We start from the raw sequence: 17,935 nt of genomic DNA on the forward strand, positions 1-17,935 counted from the left end.
CGAATGGAAGCTGTCACAAACATCATTGGCCAGGTGAATGCCCTGGTGACCGAACAGTTCGGGGAACTGGGCCCGCTCCTGCTGGTCGGCGTGCTGGGCATGTTCCTTGTTCTGCTGACGCTCCCGATCCTTCTGAAGAAGGAGAAGGATCCGTTCGAACAGATCAAGAAGGCTGCTCAGGCTGGCGCCGCCCCGGAGGGCGAGAAGAAGGCCCGCCTTCGCCGTGGCCGCGGAAAGGGCGTGGACAAGCTGGAGAAATACTCCAGCTTCCTCGAGCCTCAGGACGAAAAGCAGTACAGCGAGATGCGCCTGAAGCTTCTGCAGGCGGGCTATCGCTCGAAAGAGGCGGTCCGTACCTTCCACTTCCTGCAGTTTGCGCTTGGCATCCTGTTCCTGATCATCGGTGTCCTCTATGCCATCTACTCCTCGGCGACAGGCGAACCGACGACGCAATCGCTGATCCTGTCGATCATCATTCCGGGCACCGTGGGCTACATGATGCCCAAATACTGGGTGACCAAACGCCAGCAAACGCGTCAGGAAGAGATCACCAACGGCTTTCCCGACGCTCTGGACATGATGCTGGTCTGTGTCGAAGCCGGTCAGTCACTTGATCAGTCCATCGTTCGGGTCAGCAAGGAAATCCGCGCGGGCTATCCCTCGCTGGCCGATGAGTTCGAGATGATCGCCCAGGAAATGAAAGCCGGTAAGGACAAGATCCAGGTTCTGCGCGACATGTCCGAACGCGTGGGCGTTACCGACGTTGCCAGCTTCGTGACCGTTCTGATTCAGTCGGCAAGCTTCGGTACTTCTGTCGCAGAAGCGTTGCGGGTCTTCTCGGCCGAGATGCGGGACAAGCGCGTGATGCGCGCCGAAGAGAAAGCGAACAAGCTGCCGACGAAGATGACGCTGGCCACGATGATGCTGACCGTTCCGCCGCTGCTGATCATCCTGATCGGGCCGTCGGTCTACAACATCGCGGTTACGCTCAGCAAGGCTGGTTTCTGACCCGGATCGGGTTTAGAAAAAAAGCGATATCGTTCGCGCGGTCGGAGATATCTTCGGTCGCGCGTTCGCATTTGCGGGAACCGGTTTGCCGTTGAAGGGTGGGCATGATGAAGACCCTGTCGTTACCGATTGCTGCCCTTCTGGGGCTTTGCGCCTGCGATGCCGCCGGCCTTCGACAGGAATCCGACAGCCCGTTCGCGCCCTCGGGGGTTGCAGACGGTGAGTATGTCGACGGGCTGATCGTCGGGCATCGCCTCATGGAAGCGGGCGAATACGAGCTTGCGCTGGAGGCCTATTACCGCGCCGCCGCAGAGCAGGGCGTGAACGCCGATGTGCTGTCGGCAATCGGTTCGGCGAACCTTCAACTGGGACGACTGGGCCAGGCCGAACAAATCCTCAGACGGGCCACCGAACTGGACGAAACCTTCCCCCCGGCCTGGAACAATCTGGGCGTCGTGCTGATGGAGCGTGGCAATTACGGTGAGGCCAGCCGCGTATTCCAGCTGGCATTCGCCCTCGACAGTGGCAGAAGTGCGGAAATCCGCGAAAACCTTCGGTTGGCCCTCGCAAAACTTGACGATCCCGCGTATTCTGCGCCCGAAGAGGAGTTCCGCCTCGTGCGCCGTGGCCCCGGATATTACGGGATCCTCGGCACGACTGAGACCCCGGAATAATCGGGGCCGGTTCAGAGGTGGGTTTGAGCAGCAAAGGGACAACGCGCCATGCGTAAAGTCGGAAGCGTCATTCTTACTGTTGGCTGCGCCATATTTCTGGCCGGCTGCAACGATGGTGGATTAACCGATGAAGAGGTCGAGCGCGCCCTGAAGGACGTGAACGTCATCGACGAGTCGAACCTGAACGACATCATGCTGACAGTCGCCGATCCTTCCGAGGCGGTCATCTATTTCCAGAAGACCTCGGCGCAGAACCCGGACCGCATCGACCTTCGGCGCGGACTGGCGATCAGCCTTGTTCGCGCCAAGAAACCGCGTCTGGCGGCACAGGCCTGGCAAGAAGTCATGGCGATGCCCGGGGCGAACAACGATGACCGGGTCGAATATGCCGACGCGCTGATCCGCTCCAACCAGTGGGCGGAGGCCGAGGCCGAACTCGACAAGATCCCGCCGACGCACGAGACCTTCAAGCGCTACCGTCTGGAGGCGATGGTCGCCGACTCCAACAAGGAATGGAAGAAGGCCGACAGTTTCTACGAGATCGCCGTCGGCCTGACGACGACCCCGAGCGGCACTTTGAACAACTGGGGCTACAGTCACCTGACCCGGGGCAACTATGCCGAGGCGGAGAAACTGTTCAACGAGGCGCTGACCTACGATTCCTCGCTGTTTACCGCGAAGAACAACCTCGTTCTGGCGCGCGCCGCGCAACGCAAATACGATATGCCGGTCGTGCCGATGACCCAGATCGAGCGGGCCGAACTGATCTATACCGCGGCTCTTTCGGCGATCAAGCAGGGCGATATTTCCATCGGGAAGAGCCTCCTTCAGGACGCCATCGACACACATCCACAGCACTTCGACGCCGCCGTGCGCAGCCTTGAAGCCTTGGACAACAGGGCCTGAGGAGCGGATCGTCGACATGGTGCTAGATTGGACCACGGCTGCGTGGTTTCTCCCCTTCGTGCTGCCGATTACCGTCTGGGTCGCCTGGAGCGACATGGCCTCGATGAAGATCCCGAACAAGGCCGTTCTGTCCTTGCTGATCGTCTTCGCAGTGATCGGGCTGATCGCCCTGCCCTTCACGGAATACCTCTGGAGATGGTCGCATTTCGCCATCGTACTGGTGATCGGGTTTGTCCTGAGTTCGCTGGGACTGATGGGCGCAGGCGACGCGAAATACGGGGCAGCCATGGCTCCCTTCATCGCACGCGCGGATGCTTTCGCGTTCATGTTCCTGCTCGGAGGCACCGTTATCGCGGCGTTCATCATCCATCGCGGTGCACGCGCGTCTTCGATCCGGGAGCGTTTTCCCGACTGGGAAAGCTGGACCAGGAAAGAATTCCCGATGGGCTTTGCGCTGGCTCCGGCGCTGATGTTCTACCTGATCATCGCGTTCTTCTACTGATCCGCGATCGCGAGCAGAACATAGAGTTCATTGTCCCGGACGACTGCCAGATCCAATCCGGCGGCTTCGATGTCGTTGAGCATGATCCGCTGGACGCGAGAGACGAATCCACATTTGGGAACAAGCACATAGTCGGCGTTTTCCACACCCGACAACCCACCATAGTACCACGGCGCACCGCCCTCCAGCGGCGCATAAGGTCCGAACAGCCAGAACGCGCTGAGGATGCCTGTCGTGAAGAACTGGCTGCCGTCCGGGATGCCGGCTCTTTTAAGGTCGTTCGCGATCTCGACAAAATAGGCGCGTGAGCCCGCCAGAAGTTCGCAATGGGGAAGCTCGATGCCGGCGATGCTGAGCGGGGGTTCGCGGTTCGCGTCCTCGCGATATTTTCCCCAGACCGGCGACGTCGCATCCAGGTGCACTTCGGCGGATATGGTGTTCGCCCTGTCGACCCGAATGAATATGTCCTGATCGTCAGGACGGTCCGACAGCATCGGCAGGAATTCGGCCGACTGGATCGCCGCGTGGTTGACCGGGGAGAGGGTCAGATTGGCCAGAGACGGGAAAAACAGCGCGAGTGCCGCGGCCGAGATCAGGGCCGCGCCGTCAGACAGGTCGATGCCCGCCACCGACACCTCGCCCGCGCGTGGACGCAGGGTCATCAGGAGGATGGGCAGGAACAGCAGCCATTTCGGATCGTTCCCGAAGTTCTGGTAGGTGATGTAGAAAAAACCGGGCAACAGCAGGATCAACAGAGTGCCCGCCCGCGTCTGTCCCGACTGGCGCAGAAGGAACACGGCCAGAATGCCCAGTATGGTCCCGCCGAGGAACGGCGGCCCCGCCACGATCTGGTTAAAGGGTACTCCTACGAAGGGGCGGACGTCAGAGGATGATACCGTCCTGAGATCCGCCAGGTACCCGAGCCAGTGGGAAGGGCCATAGACGACCGCCACCAGCAGAACGGCCAGGATGCCTGTCACCAAAGCCGCGAAGAAAGCCCGGCGCTCTCCGCGCCAGAGAAGCGCGATCGCCACGGCGGGCACCAGACATACGAAGAACGTGACCTTGATCAGCAGCAGGGCAGAGGCGAGCACGCCGATCAGGACGCCGTCGAGAACTTCGCGAGACCGGCCCTGTGGCGCCAGAATTCCCAGAACCAGCATCACGAACGCCAGCGCCCAGGCCCAGCGATTGTAGTGCATCGAGATGGACGCCCCCGACGACGGGCCGCCATAGGTCAGAGCCATAACCAGACCGAGAACGAAGAGACCGAAGGCATAGGCCGTGCGACGCGGCAGGCGCGTGGCCGCCGCATAGGCGACGACGGGGAATAGGAGAAGCGCAAGGGCGACCTGCGACCAGACGATCGCCGCGCCAACGCCCATGCCCGCCTGCATGAGCAGTACGATCGGAAGAAAGGCCAGAAGTCCGAGCGGCGTTACGAAATCCACATGCGGCTGCAGTCCCTGCTCCATCCGGAACAGAATATCGAGGAGATGATAGGTATCGCCTTCATGCGTATCTAGAAACAGGCCGTTCTGGATGACCGACAGGCCTCCGAAACCAGCGATGAAGACCAGCAGGGCGCCGATCAGAAGATATGGATTCGGCCTGCTCATTCCTCATCCTTTTTCCATTTTTTAGCCACAATAACCGGTCATGTATCGTCCAGCAAAGGGGTGTTTCCCTCTACTGTCCCTGCCGGGGCAACGAAAGGGAATACACAGGTATATTTTGAGAGGCACGGGTAGAATCCGATGAATATGCAAACGTCGAACGTCATTGCGCCCCCGGCGCCACGCTCTCTCGACGGAATGAAGCTGCCGATCGTGATGATGCGCGACATTCTGCTGAAGACGATCTTCCGCATGAACCTCGAGACCTGTGGCGAACTGGCCAGGGCCATGTGCCTGCCGATTCCGGTGACGCAGGAACTGATCGACATGGCGCGCGAGCAGAAGCTGCTGCAATCGACAGGGACGCTGCACGCCAACTCGGGCGGGGAAATGGGCTATCAGCTGACCGAAGCCGGCAAAGCCCGTGCTCTGGATGCGCTTGCGCAGTCGGAATACTACGGCGCCATGCCGGTTCCCCTGGAAGTCTACTCCGAGCAGGTCAAGCGTCAGTCCATCCGGAATATCCAGGTCACCCGTGACCAGCTCACCGGCGCGATGGGTCACCTGATCCTGCCGGACGAACTGCTGGACCATCTTGGACCCGCGGTTTCGGCCGGCCGTTCGATCCTGATGTACGGACCGCCGGGCAACGGCAAATCGTCCATCTCGAACGGCATTCGCGACGCGTTGGGCGACAAGATCTATATCCCGCGTGCCATCGAATACTCGGGTCAGGTCATCACGGTCTATGACCCGATCGTTCACACGGCCGCCGAGGAAATCGTGGAGGATCCGAATTCGCTGCGTCGCAGTTCGAACCGGTTCGACACCCGCTACGTTCTGTGCGACCGGCCGACGGTGATCACCGGTGGTGAACTGTCGCTGTCGATGCTGGACTTGGTCTACAACCCGACCGCACGGACCTACCAGGCGCCGTTGCAGCTGAAATCCTCGGGCGGCGTCTTCATCGTGGACGACCTTGGCCGGCAGGAAGAACCGCCGCAGGCGCTTGTGAACCGCTGGATCGTTCCGCTGGAAGAGAACAAGGACATCCTTGCCCTGCAATCGGGCGAGAAATTCGAGGTTCCCTTCGACACGCTGGTGATCTTCTCGACCAACTTCCACCCGAACGAGATCTTCGACAAGGCGGCGCTTCGCCGGATCTTCTTCAAGATCAAGATCGACGGGCCGACACAGGAAGATTATCTGAAGATCTTCGCGATGGTGGCCCGGAAGCGGAAAATGCCGCTGGATGAGGACACGCTGGTCTACCTGATCAAGAACAAGTACCCGTCGATCGACAATATCTACGCGAACTATCAGCCGATCTTCCTGATCGACCAGATGATCGCGATCTGCGAGTTCGAGGGCATCCCCTATCAGATGAGCCCCGAACTGATCGACCGGGCCTGGGCGAACATGTTCGTCAAGGAAGAGAAGATCGTGCACTAGGTTTCGCCGCGCCTGACGGCGCGTCGATCCATGCGAGGGGCTCTGCCCCTCGCGCTCCCCGGCATATTTCGACCAAGAAGAAAGGCGCGGCTTTCCCCTGCGCTGCCGTCGGTCTAACTCTTGGCCATGAGCGCCCTGCCCCCGATCTTTCATGACTGGTTCGCCGCGCGCGGATGGTCGGTGCATCCGCACCAGGCCGAGATGGTCGCGCGCGCGGATGCGCCTTCGCTTCTGCTGATCGCACCGACGGGGGGCGGCAAGACACTGGCGGGGTTCCTGCCGACGCTCGCGGAACTGGCGGAAGACCGGCGCGAAGGACTGCATACGCTTTATGTCTCGCCCCTGAAGGCGCTCGCCGCGGATATCCGGCGGAATCTCTCGGCGCCGATCTCCGAGATGAACCTGCCGATCCGGGTCGAGGACAGGACAGGCGACACGTCGCAGACGTTGAAGAAGCGGCAGCGGGTCGACCCGCCCCATATCCTTCTGACCACGCCTGAATCGCTCGCTCTGCTGCTGACCTACGAGGACGCGCCGCGCATGTTCGCCGGGCTGAGCCGGATCGTGATCGACGAGATCCATGCGCTGGCGGAATCCAAACGCGGCGACCAGCTGATGCTGGCCCTGGCCGAGTTGCAGGCGATGGTGCCGGGGCTGCGGCGCGTTGGGCTGTCGGCCACTGTCGAGGACCCGGGCGCCATCGCCGCGTTCCTCGCGCGCCATCCGGACCCTTGTCCGATTCTCCATGCCGATCCTGGCCCCGACCCCGATATCGCCATGCTGGGAACCGACGCGATGCCGCCCTGGTCCGGCGGCGGCGGCGGCTATGCGATCCCGGCAGTGCTGGAAGAGGTGAAGAAGCACAAGACCACGCTGATCTTTCACAATACCCGCGCGCAGGCGGAGATCTTCTTTCACAATCTGTGGCTTGCGAATGACCAGGGCCTGCCGATCGGCATCCACCACGGGAGCCTCGCCCGCGAGCAGCGCGCGAAGGTCGAGGCAGCGATGGTGCGGGGGGAACTGCGTGCGATCGTGTGCACCGGCACGCTGGACCTGGGGATCGACTGGGGGGATGTGGATCTGATCATCCAGGTGGGCGCGCCGAAGAACGTGAAGCGGCTGGTGCAGAGGATCGGGCGCGCGAACCATCGCTACAACGCACCGTCGAAGGCGCTGATCGTGCCCGCCAACCGGTTCGAGGTGGTGGAATGCGTAGCGGCGCTGGCGGCGGTGCGGGAGCATGATCTGGACGGTGATCCGCGGGGGCCGGGACCGCGGGACGTGCTTTGCCAGCACATCCTGATCAGGGCCTGCCGCGGGGCGTTCGATGCGAATGAGCTTTTTGCGACGTTCAAAACCGCGGGGGCCTATGCGGAGCTGGAGAGGCAGGTCTTCGACGAATGCCTGGAGATGATGGCGACGGGGGGCTATGCGCTTAGGGCCTATGACCGGTGGCAGCGCCTGAAGCAGCGGCCGGACGGGCTGTGGGAATTGCGGGATCCGAGGGCCGCGAAACACATCCGGATGAACCTTGGCACAATCCTCGACACCGACACGCTGAAAGTGAGGTATCGTGGCCGGGGCGCCCCGCTGGGGGAGATCGAGGAAGGCTTCGCCGCCAGCCTCACGCCTGGCGACACGTTCCTGATCGGCGGACAGGTGGTGCGCTACGAAGGCCTGCGCGAAATGACGGTCGAAGTGTCGCGCCGGGCCGACAAACCGCCGAAGATCGCGGTTTTCGCGGGTACGAAATTCGCCACGTCGACGCAGCTAAGTGCCCGGATTCTGAGAATGTTCCAGCAGGAGAGCTGGCCCGATCTGCCACGGCATACGGCCGAGTGGCTGGCCTTGCAGCGGGAGAGGTCGAAACTGCCGGAAAGCGACCGGATCCTGGTGGAGAGTTTTCCCCATGACGGACGGCAGCACACCTGCATTTACGGTTTTGCCGGTCGCAACGCGATGCAGACGCTGGGCCTGCTGGTGACTGCCAGAATGGAGGCGGAAGGGCTGAACCCGCTGGGCTTCGTCTCGACCGATTACGCGGTGCTGATCTGGGGGCTGGACCGGGTGCCGGACCCGGCGCCGCTCTTCGATGGAGAGAACCTGCGCGAAGCCTTCGAGACCTGGCTTCAGGGCAATGCCGTGATGAAGCGGACGTTCAAGGGATCCGCCGTTATCTCCATGATGCTGGAGAGAAATTTCGGGCCGCAGAGGCGGTCGGGGCGGCAGGCGACGTTTTCATCGGACATCCTTTACGACACGCTCACGAAGTATGATCCGGGACATCTCCTGCTGAAGATCACCCGCGAGGAGGCGATGCGGGGACTGGTGGACTTCGGACGGATCGAGGAGATGTTGGGCCGGACGCGGGGGCGGATCGATCATGTCATCCTGGATCGTGTCACCCCTCTGGCCGCGCCGCTGTTCCTGGAACCCGGGCGCGTGCCGATCCACGGCGAGGGGCGTGAGCGCATGCTGGCCGAAGAGGCCGCACGGTTGATGGAGGCGGCAGGGCTGGAGAGCGGCTGACCACTATCGGCAAAGCGTCGGCAAAAGGTCGGCAAAACGTATGGCACGGGCGCGCGGAGTCCCCGGCATACTGCAACGCCCAAGGCCGGAGGGGGCGCTGCCCCCACCGCGCGTTCCGCGCGGCCCCCCGGGATATTTGAGGGCCGATGGAGGGAAAGTCCGGTCGTGTCCGGGGTCTCAGTCGCAGAGGCTGTCGATGATCCGGTCGAGGAAGGCCTCGCCGGCCTCGAACTGCTCGATCGAGAGCCATTCGTCGGCCTGGTGCGCCTGGGCGATATCGCCGGGGCCGCAGATGACCGAGGATATGCCGGCGTTCTGGAAATGCCCGGCCTCGGTGCCGTAGCTGACCACGTGGGTACCGTTGTCGCCGGTGATGCGGCGCACGAGGGCCTCGGCGGCGCCGTCCTGTTCGGGGCGAAGGCCGGGAACGCCGAAATAGGGTTCGAGATCGATGCCCGTCGCGGGGTGCACCGATTGCATTCGCTTTTCGATTTCCGCGGCAACGGCGCGGACGGCCTCGATCCAGTCGTTGACGTCTTCGTCCGGCACGACGCGGAACTCGAGATCGAAACGGCAATCCTTGGCGGTGATGTTGTGCGCCGTGCCGCCCCTGATCTTGCCCACATGCAGCGTCGTCCAGGGCGGATCGAAGATGGCGGCGAGCTCGCTTGGCACCTTTGCGCGGTTCTCGTCGTTCCGAGCGTTTGCCCACTCGACCAGGCGCGCGGCCTCCATGATGGCGCTGACGCCCCGGTCGAGGAGCGAGGAATGCACCTCGTAACCTTTCACATGAACGTCGAAGCCCGAGGAGCCCTTGTGCGCAGTGACGCATTTCATCATGGACGGCTCGCCGATGATGGCCATGGCGGCCTTTGGCAGGCCGGCGTTTTCCATGGCCGCGATAAGGGGCGGCGCGCCGGCACAGCCGATTTCCTCGTCAAAGGAGAGCGCGATCTGGAGCGGGCGCTTCAGCGGCGCCGTGCGCGCCTTGCGAAGCGCGTTCAGCGCAAGGGCGTCGAATCCCTTCATGTCGCAGGTGCCGCGCCCGAAGAGCTTGCCGTCCTTCTCGACCACCTCCCAGGGATCGGTCGACCAGGGTTGGCCCTCGACGGGGACCACATCGGTATGGCCCGAGAGCACGATGCCGCCTGGAACGTCGGGCCCTACCGAGGCGAAGAGGGCGTGTTTCGTCGGCTCGTCTTCCTTGACCAGCCGGTGCGACGTGAGGCCGATTTGCGTCAGGTAGGCCTCGGCCCAGTCGATGAGCGGGATGTTCGTGTCGTGGCTGACGGTGGGGAAAGAGACGAGCGCGTCGAGAATCTGGCGCGCGGAGGGGATCGAGGTCATCTCTCGAACCCGCCCCAGGTACCTTTCAGCACGAGATGCCCGGGCGCGACTTCGTCGTAGACCGAGGGCTCCGGCGTATGATCGACGGGAAAGATCGGCGAAGGGATCGGCTTGAAATTGAGGTCCTTCTCGGACTTGCGCTGGCGCGGGTCGGCCACGGGCACGGCAGCGAGGAGCTGTTTCGTGTAGGGGTGCTGGGGATTCTCGAAGATCGCCTGGCGCGATCCCAGTTCCACGATCCGGCCAAGGTACATGACGCCGACGTTGTGGCTGACACGCTCGACCACCGCCATGTCGTGGCTGATGAAGAGGATCGAGATGCCGAGTTCGGCCTGCAACTCGAGGATCAAGTTCAGGACCTGCGCCTGCACAGAGACGTCGAGTGCGGAGACCGCCTCGTCGGCGATGATGAGCTTGGGGTTGAGCGCCAGCGCGCGGGCGATGGCGATGCGCTGGCGCTGGCCGCCCGAAAGTTCGTGCGGGTAGCGGCGCATGAAATTGCGGGGCAGTTCCACCCGGTCGAAGAGTTGCGCTACGCGGTCGTTGCGCTCGGAGGCGTTGCCGATGCCGAAATTCAGCAGAGGCTCGGCCACCTGGTCGGCCAGTTTCATCTGCGGGTTCAGCGAGGCGAACGGGTCCTGGAAGACCATCTGCATGTCACGGCGGGCTGCGCGCAGCTTTTCGGTTCCGAAATCCATGACGTTCTTTCCGTCAAGCCAGACCTCACCCGAGAGCGGCTCGACAAGCCGGAGGATCGAGCGGCCGCAGGTGGATTTGCCGCAGCCGGACTCGCCCACGAGCGAGAGTGTCTCGCCGGATTTGACCTGGAACGACACGTCCTCGACCGCGTGCACGTTCGCGACGGTGCGGCGGAAGAAGCCGCCCTTCACTGCGAAGCGCGTGGTCAGGTGCTTGACGTCGAGGAGCACCTTGTCGGACCTGGGCAGGATCGGGCCGGTCTCGCGGACCGGCGCGTTCATCAGCTTCATCGGTTCTGGCGCGGGCTTGCCCGTCATCTCCCCCAGCTTCGGAACCGCGGCCAGAAGCGCCTTGGTGTAATCGTGCTGCGGGTTCTCGAAGATCTCTTCGACCCGGCCCTCCTCGACCTTGTTGCCGCGGTACATGACGACAACGCGGTCGGCCATCTGGGCGACAACGGCCATGTCGTGGGTGATGAACATGACCGCTGTCCCGGTTTCGCGTTTCAGCCGGTCGATGAGCGCGAGAATCTCGGCCTGGATGGTCACGTCAAGCGCCGTGGTCGGCTCGTCGGCGATCAGGAGGCGGGGCTCGCAGGCCAAGGCCATCGCGATGACGATGCGCTGGCGCATGCCCCCGGACAATTCGTGCGGATACTGGGTGAGACGGCGTTCGGGTTCGGGGATTCGGACCTGCCGGAGGAGATCGAGGGCGCGCTCGCGCGCCTGTTCCCTGGACATGCCCTTATGGACGCGCAGGCCTTCGGTCAGCTGACGGCCGACAGTGAAGACCGGGTTCAGCGAGGTCATCGGCTCCTGGAAGATCATGCCGATCTCGTTGCCGCGAATCGTCTTCATCGTATCGTCGCCGGCCTTGGCGACGTCGATCATGCCACCGCCCTGTTTGCCCCGGTCGAACAGAAGCTCTCCTCCGGCGATCTGGCCGCCTCCGAACTCGACAAGCCGCATGAGGGAGAGAGAGGAGACGGATTTGCCGGACCCTGATTCGCCAACGATGCAGACGGTTTCGCCCGGATAGACATCGAAACTGACGTCCTCGACCCCGAGAACGGGGCCGTCCTTGGTCTGGAATTCCACACGGAGTCGTTTGAGCGAGGCGAGCGGTTGATCGAGCATGTAGGTCTTTTCCCGTTGGACTGCGAAACGCTAATCGCGGTGCGAAGCCAGTGTCAAACGAATGGCGCAGGATTGCACTCTGACGCGAGGTCAACGCACAAGGATCGGTCGAATCTTCGAAACGCACCACTCGGACGCTTGCCTTTGGACGGTCTTTCGGTCGAAACTCTGCTGGTCCGCGCTTCGGCCCGGATGGGGATAATCAACAAAGCTGGATCGTGGTGACCTTCACCCAACCTGCAATACGAGAACCCGTCTTCCCGTCTGTTCAGGCGGGTGCTGAAACGCGTTCCAAATCCAACAAGGAGAATACCATGAAGCTCAAGACAGCACTTTGGGGTGCGGTCGCGCTGACGGCCATGGCGCCGATGGCATTTGCCGCGGACCATGAGGGTCCCCGCGGGCGCGACGGCGAAGTGAAGATCATCTACTGGCAGGCGCCCTCGATCATGAACCCGTTTCTGTCGGGCGGCACCAAGGATATCGAAGCCGCATCGCTGGTGATCGAGCCCCTGGCGCGCTACGACGAAACCGGGACGCTGACCGCCTGGCTGGTGGACGAGCTGCCCACTGTCGGCAACGGCGGCGTCAGCGAAGACCTGACGCAGATCACCTGGAAGATCACGCCGGGCCTGACCTGGTCCGATGGCAGCGCCTTCACCAGCGCGGACGTCAAGTTCACCTATGAATATTGCACCCATCCCGAGGGCGGCTGCGCGCAGCTGACCAAGTTCGAGGGTGTCGAAAGCGTCGAGACGCCGGACGATCTGACGGTTATCGTCAACTTCAGCCAGCCGACGCCCAACCCTTATGGCCCGTTCGTCGGCAACGAAAGCCCGATCATCCAGGCGGCCCAGTTCGCCGAGTGCCTTGGCGCCAAGGCGCCCGAGTGCACCGACGCCAACTTCTATCCCGTCGGCACCGGCCCGTTCACCGTCACCGACTTCAAACCGAATGACGTGATCATCCTGACCGCGAACGAGAATTACCGCGAGGAAGGCAAGCCCGCCTTCGCCACCGTCACCTTCAAGGGCGGCGGCGACGCGACGGCTGCGGGCCGCGCCGTGATGGAGACCGGCGAATTCGATTATGCCTGGAACCTTCAGCTGGCCCCCGATGTCATCGCGAAGATGAAGGAAGGCGGCAAGGGCGTTCCGATCGCGGGCTTCGGTCCGCTGATGGAGCGCATCATGCTGAACCACACCAACCCCGACCCGGCCCTTGGCCCGGACGAGCGGTCGGTGATCCGTCCGCATCCGTTCCTGCAGGACCCGGCGGTCTACAAGGCCATGTCGATGGCGATCGACCGTCCGCTGCTGGTCGAGATCGGCTATGGCGAAGCGGGCCGCGTGACCTGCAACTGGGTGCCGGCACCCGAAATCTATGCCTCGACCAGCATGACCTGCGACACGCCGGACATCGAAGGCGCGAAAGCCATGCTTGACGCGGCCGGCATCGTCGACACCGACGGCGACGGCATCCGCGAGAAGGACGGCGTGCCGCTGAAGATCCTCTACCAGACCTCGACCAACGCCGTCCGTCAGGACTTCCAGGCGCTGATCAAGCAGTGGTGGGAAGAGATCGGCATGTCGGTCGAGCTGCGCAACATCGACGCTTCGGTCTTCTTCGGCGGCGATCCGGGCAGCCCGGACACGTTCCAGAAGTTCTATGCCGACGTCGAGATGTACGCCAACACCTTCTCGGGCACGGACCCTCAGGTCTATCTGGGCAATGCGCTTTGTGACAAGGCGCCGTCCCCGGCGACCCAGTGGCAGGGCGAGAACATCAGCCGCTTCTGCATGGAGGAGTATGACGCGCTGCATGCCCAGCTGGCCAAGACCGCCGACATCAACGAGCGCGCCAAGATCGCGCACCAGTTGAACGACATGGTGGTCCAGAACGGCGGCATGATCCCGCTGGTGCACCGTGGCCGTCTGTCGGCCCACGCGACCTCGCTGGGTGGCGTGAAGCTCAACGTCTGGGACAGCGAGATTTGGAACATCGCCGACTGGTACCGCATCGGTAACTAAGTGAAAACGCGCCGCTCCGTTCGCTCGGGGCGGCGCATTCCCCGGGGACAACCGAACGCATGCTGACTTACACGATCAGGCGACTGGTGCTGAGCGTTCCGACGCTTCTGTTCATCAGTCTGGTTATCTTCTTCCTGCTGGAACTCGCACCCGGCGACCCTATGGCGCAAGTGCCGCTGACAGTACCTGACGAAGTAAAACAGAAGATGCGCGAGGCGCTTGGCGTGGGCCAGGCCTGGTACATCGCGTTTCCCAAGTGGCTTTATCAATTCTTCGTCGTCGAACCTCTGCACTTCGCCGACGCGATCTTCGGCACCGCCTGGGGCGAGGGCCAGCAACGCGTGATCTCGTGGCAGACGCGCTCGCCGGTCATGGATATCGTCGTTCAGCGCCTGCCGCAGACCCTTTGGGTGGTGGGCACCGCCTATGTCGTGGCCATCCTGATCGCCCTGCCCATCGGCATCTATTCGGCCTATCGCCAGTACAGCTGGTTCGACAACGCCGGCACCTTCGTGACCATGATCGGCTTCTCGGTGCCGCCGTTCTTCTCGGGCGTCCTCGTGATCGTGATCTTCTCGGTCCAACTTGGGTGGTTCCCCTCGATCTACGACACGACGCACAAAGTGGTCGACTGGGCCAGTTTCAAGGTCCAGCTGCAACAGATGGTGATGCCCGTCATGGTGCTGGCCTTGCAGATCACCTCGCAGCTGAGCCGCTTCATGCGCGCCAGCATGCTGGACAACCTGAACCAGGACTATGTCCGCACGGCCCGCGCCAAGGGGCTGAGCGAGAGGAGCGTCGTGCTGGTGCATGTGCTGCGTAACAGCCTGATCCCGGTCGTGACCGTCATCGCTCTGGGCGTTCCTTCGATCTTCGGCGGCGCGATCATAACCGAGCAGGTCTTCAAGGTGAACGGGATCGGTCAGTTGCTGATCACCGCGATCCAGGCCAACGACCTGCCGATGGTCCAGACCCTGACCTTCATTTTCGCCGTGCTGATCGTGCTGTTCAACCTGATCGCCGACGTCCTCTACGGCATTCTTGACCCGAGGATCCGCTATGACTGACGCCCCCGTCCAAGTCGCGACCGAGCCGGTCCCGAGCGCCCCGCCCCGCAGCCAGTGGGCAGATGTCTGGGACCAGTTCCGCGCCCATCGAGGGGCGTGGTGGGGCATGGCAGTTTTTGCGCTGATATTGGCGCTGATCCTTGTCGGGCCATTCGTCTACTGGAACGACCCCAAGTTCGTGCCGACCGGGCGGGACTTCCTGACGCTGCGCGATACGCGGCCGATCTATGTCGGGCTCTGGGACGCGGAAGCCAAGGTCAACTGGGCCTATCCGCTGGGCACCGACAACATCGGGCGCGACACCCTGGCTCGACTGCTGTCGGGTGGGCGCGTGTCGATCGCGGTGGGGCTGGCTGCGATGGTGCTGTCGGTGGTTCTGGGCACGCTGATCGGCGTGCTGGCGGGCTATTTCCGCACGCTGGACGGACCGCTGATGCGGCTGACCGACCTGTTCCTGGCGCTGCCGCTATTGCCACTGTTGCTGGTCGCGGTGCTTTTGTTCCGCGATCCGCTGTCCAGCGCATTCGGCCCCGAAGGCGGGACGTTCATCCTGATCGTGACACTGGTCGGAATCACTTCATGGATGCAGACCGCGCGCATCGTGCGGGGCGATATCCTGGCGCTGAAGGAACGGGAGTTCGTGCTGGCTGCGCGATCGATCGGGACGAAACCGTCGAAGATGATCACCCGGCACCTTTTGCCGAACGTAATGTCGCCCATCATGGTCTCGGCCACACTGGGGATCGCAACGGCGATCATCACGGAATCGGCGCTGTCGTTCCTTGGCTTCGGATTTCCGCCGGACTTCCCGACCTGGGGCAAGCTGTTGTTCGACGCGGTCGACCGGATGGAACTGTATCCCGAGCGCGTGGTCTGGCCGGGGCTGATGATCTCGCTGACGGTGTTGTCGGTGAACTACATCGGCGACGGCCTGCGCGACGCGCTGGACCCGAGGATCCGGGGGCGGTGACGCTGCGGTTCACGCCGCTGACACCCGACCTCTGGCCCGTCTTCGAGCCGTTCTTCGCCGCGCAGAGCGAGACCAACAACTGCTGGTGCATGTGGTGGCGCGTGCCATCGCAGGAGATCGTGGCCCGGAACCGCGACGCGCTACGCGCCGCATTCCGGCAGAGGGTCGAGGACGGCCCGGCGCCGGGCCTGATGGCGCTGGACGGTGAGACCCCGGTGGGCTGGGTGCAAGTGACGCCGCGCGCGGACGTGCCACGATTCAACCGTGGCCGCATGTCGAAACCGAAGGGCCCCGTCGATCCCGAGCGCGTCTGGGCGCTGTCGTGCTTTTTCGTCTCCCGGTCCGCGCGGCGCAGCGGGCTGATGACCCGGCTTGCAACGGCGGCCTGTTCCCATGCCGCAGGTCAGGGCGCGGAGGCCGTCGACGCGGCGGCACTGAAGCCAAGGCCGGACCTGCAGAGATGCGACGGTTTCGTCGGGCTGGTGCCGGCGCTGGAACGCGCCGGGTTCCGGGCTGTCGAGGAGCGCAGTGCCGTGCGCGTTCTGATGCGGTGGACGCCCGACGCCTAGTGCAGGCTTTTCCGTATCTTCCTGACCATGAACCAGACACCGAGGATGACGATCGGCGTCAGCACGGCGGTGGCCACACCCTTGCTGACGCCCAGAGGGTCGGTCAGCGGATAGGCAAGGTAGGTGGCGAGATTGACGGCATAGTAACTGATGGCGACAACGGAAAGACCTTCGACGGTGCGCTGGAGGCGCAGTTGAAGATCGGCGCGCTTGTCCATGGATTCCAGCAGCGCCTGGTTCTGTGCCGATCTGTCCACGTCGACCCGCGTTCGCAAAAGGTCGGCTGCCCGGCCACCACGCTCGGCCATGGATCGCAGTTGGCCCTCGGTGGCCTTCACGGTCCGCATCGCCGGATCGAAACGCCGCGTCATGAATTCCGCGAAGGTCTGCCGTCCGAAGAAACGTTCCTCTCGCAGAACGCTGATCCTCTGGTTGACGAGCGTCTCGTAGGCGCCGGTCGCGCCGAAGCGGAACGAGGACTTGGCCAGGATGTCCTCGAGACGCGAGGACACGTCGAGCAGCGAGGCCAGTGTCTCTTCGGGACGGGAACTGTCGCCCGACATGTTGGAGATCAGCTCGGTCAGCTCGCGGTCGATCGCGCCGATCTGGGGACCCAGTTCGCGAGCGCGGCTGAAGCCCAGCATCGACATGGTCTTGTAGGTCTCGATCTCGCAGAGACGCTGGACAACCCGGCCAACGCGCTGGGGACCAACCTTCGGCCGGACGAACAGGGCGAACCGCATGTGGCCGCCTTCGTCGATGCGGAAGTCCCCCGCCATGATGCCGCTGTCGTCCAGCACTTTGCTGACCGCGAGACTGTCGGAGACGAACCACCGATCCACCTTTTCCGAAACCGCCTCCTCGGACTCGAATTTCTCGACCCGGATCAGGGCCGAGGTGATCCGCACGCCGGGCGCATCGGACAACCAGTCCTCGGGGAACATGTTGAAAGTACTTGCATCGAACGGAGTCTCGGCGACGCCATCGCCGAAGATGGTGTAGGTGACGAACTCGGTGTGGCATTCCCACTTGAGCTGGTGCTTGCCGATCTGGCCGAAATAATGGGTCGCGCCCGGCTGCGGGTGCTGGGCTCCGTAGCGGTCGAGAAGTGTGATCAGGTGCGCACGGTCAAGCTCGCGATCCCGATTGCCCGCGTTCGTCGGCTGCTTGATCGCAAGGAAGGCCGCACGGCAAGGCGGGTTCAGCGTGGGAAACGGCCGCGCGTGCAATTCATTTGCCAGCGCATAGCGCAATGGATGGTCTTCGATGGGAGCCATGGCCGCACGCCTTTCAGTCGACTTCGCGGAACCTAGCGGCTTCGAACTCGCGTTCAAACAAAAAAATTGTCGCAGAATCCGATATTTAGCCGTGGACGATGGTATACTGAGGCCATCGGCGGGACCGAAGAGCCGATAAAACGCAGTTTG

14 protein-coding genes are annotated in these 17,935 nt (G+C 63.0%); 10 read left to right on the forward strand and 4 right to left on the reverse strand.

All coding sequences use genetic code 11. The features are described from left to right. The first annotated feature begins 3 nt into the window (after positions 1-3). The 4 genes from ACKLNI_RS05760 (at position 4) to ACKLNI_RS05775 (ending at position 3,090) form a co-directional block, all read left to right on the forward strand. Positions 4-1,008, forward strand: a complete 1,005-nt coding sequence (locus ACKLNI_RS05760) for a type II secretion system F family protein (protein WP_413718097.1) — start codon at positions 4-6, stop codon at positions 1,006-1,008. A gap of 104 nt (positions 1,009-1,112) precedes the next feature. Then, entirely contained in the window at positions 1,113-1,682 is a 570-nt protein-coding gene (locus tag ACKLNI_RS05765; RefSeq protein WP_413718098.1) for a tetratricopeptide repeat protein, read from the forward strand. A 48-nt stretch (positions 1,683-1,730) separates the two neighbouring features. Then, entirely contained in the window at positions 1,731-2,588 is an 858-nt protein-coding gene (locus ACKLNI_RS05770) for a tetratricopeptide repeat protein (protein ID WP_413718099.1), read from the forward strand. 16 nt (positions 2,589-2,604) lie between these two features. Further along, positions 2,605-3,090, forward strand: coding sequence for an A24 family peptidase (locus ACKLNI_RS05775; RefSeq protein ID WP_413718100.1), 486 nt, complete (start codon positions 2,605-2,607; stop codon positions 3,088-3,090). Here ACKLNI_RS05775 and ACKLNI_RS05780 read toward each other — a convergent pair. After that, positions 3,084-4,709 carry a glycosyltransferase family 87 protein gene (locus ACKLNI_RS05780; RefSeq protein ID WP_413718101.1) on the reverse strand — a complete coding sequence of 542 codons (1,626 nt, stop codon included), beginning with the start codon at positions 4,707-4,709 and terminating at the stop codon, positions 3,084-3,086. The two genes, ACKLNI_RS05775 and ACKLNI_RS05780, sit on opposite strands and share 7 nt — an antisense overlap. A gap of 138 nt (positions 4,710-4,847) precedes the next feature. Between ACKLNI_RS05780 and ACKLNI_RS05785 the strand changes: the two genes are divergently transcribed. Both ACKLNI_RS05785 and ACKLNI_RS05790 read left to right on the forward strand, forming a co-directional pair. After that, positions 4,848-6,158 carry a P-loop NTPase family protein gene (locus ACKLNI_RS05785; RefSeq protein WP_413718102.1) on the forward strand — a complete coding sequence of 437 codons (1,311 nt, stop codon included), beginning with the start codon at positions 4,848-4,850 and terminating at the stop codon, positions 6,156-6,158. A 126-nt stretch (positions 6,159-6,284) separates the two neighbouring features. Beyond that, entirely contained in the window at positions 6,285-8,690 is a 2,406-nt protein-coding gene (locus ACKLNI_RS05790; protein WP_413718103.1) for a ligase-associated DNA damage response DEXH box helicase, read from the forward strand. Between the two features lie 177 nt (positions 8,691-8,867). Here ACKLNI_RS05790 and argE read toward each other — a convergent pair whose 3' ends face one another. Together argE and ACKLNI_RS05800 are read right to left on the reverse strand one after the other, a co-directional pair. After that, entirely contained in the window at positions 8,868-10,037 is a 1,170-nt protein-coding gene (gene argE / locus ACKLNI_RS05795; RefSeq protein ID WP_413718104.1) for an acetylornithine deacetylase, read from the reverse strand. Then, positions 10,034-11,872 (reverse strand): ABC transporter ATP-binding protein, encoded by a 1,839-nt coding sequence (locus tag ACKLNI_RS05800; RefSeq protein WP_413718105.1) that lies wholly within the window; start codon positions 11,870-11,872, stop codon positions 10,034-10,036. Before ACKLNI_RS05800 ends, argE begins: the two co-directional genes overlap by 4 nt. A gap of 314 nt (positions 11,873-12,186) precedes the next feature. Here ACKLNI_RS05800 and ACKLNI_RS05805 point away from each other — a divergent pair, with 314 nt between their 5' ends. The 4 genes from ACKLNI_RS05805 to ACKLNI_RS05820 are packed head-to-tail and all read left to right on the forward strand — an operon-like array spanning position 12,187 to position 16,508. After that, the gene (locus tag ACKLNI_RS05805) at positions 12,187-13,902 is read left to right on the forward strand and encodes a peptide ABC transporter substrate-binding protein (RefSeq protein ID WP_413718106.1); all 1,716 of its coding nucleotides are present in this window, start codon (positions 12,187-12,189) and stop codon (positions 13,900-13,902) included. Between the two features lie 59 nt (positions 13,903-13,961). Beyond that, positions 13,962-14,969, forward strand: coding sequence for an ABC transporter permease (locus ACKLNI_RS05810; RefSeq protein WP_413718107.1), 1,008 nt, complete (start codon positions 13,962-13,964; stop codon positions 14,967-14,969). Next, entirely contained in the window at positions 14,962-15,939 is a 978-nt protein-coding gene (locus ACKLNI_RS05815) for an ABC transporter permease (RefSeq protein ID WP_413718108.1), read from the forward strand. Before ACKLNI_RS05810 ends, ACKLNI_RS05815 begins: the two co-directional genes overlap by 8 nt. Beyond that, positions 15,936-16,508 carry a GNAT family N-acetyltransferase gene (locus ACKLNI_RS05820; RefSeq protein WP_413718109.1) on the forward strand — a complete coding sequence of 191 codons (573 nt, stop codon included), beginning with the start codon at positions 15,936-15,938 and terminating at the stop codon, positions 16,506-16,508. Before ACKLNI_RS05815 ends, ACKLNI_RS05820 begins: the two co-directional genes overlap by 4 nt. On the opposite strand, the gene ACKLNI_RS05825 is transcribed toward ACKLNI_RS05820, so the two are convergent. After that, positions 16,505-17,785 carry a DUF3422 family protein gene (locus ACKLNI_RS05825; protein WP_413718110.1) on the reverse strand — a complete coding sequence of 427 codons (1,281 nt, stop codon included), beginning with the start codon at positions 17,783-17,785 and terminating at the stop codon, positions 16,505-16,507. The genes ACKLNI_RS05820 and ACKLNI_RS05825 overlap by 4 nt on opposite strands. Positions 17,786-17,935: the final 150 nt, after the last annotated feature.

Source organism: Silicimonas lutimaris (assembly GCF_047314965.1).
GTDB lineage: Bacteria > Pseudomonadota > Alphaproteobacteria > Rhodobacterales > Rhodobacteraceae > JAVJUV01.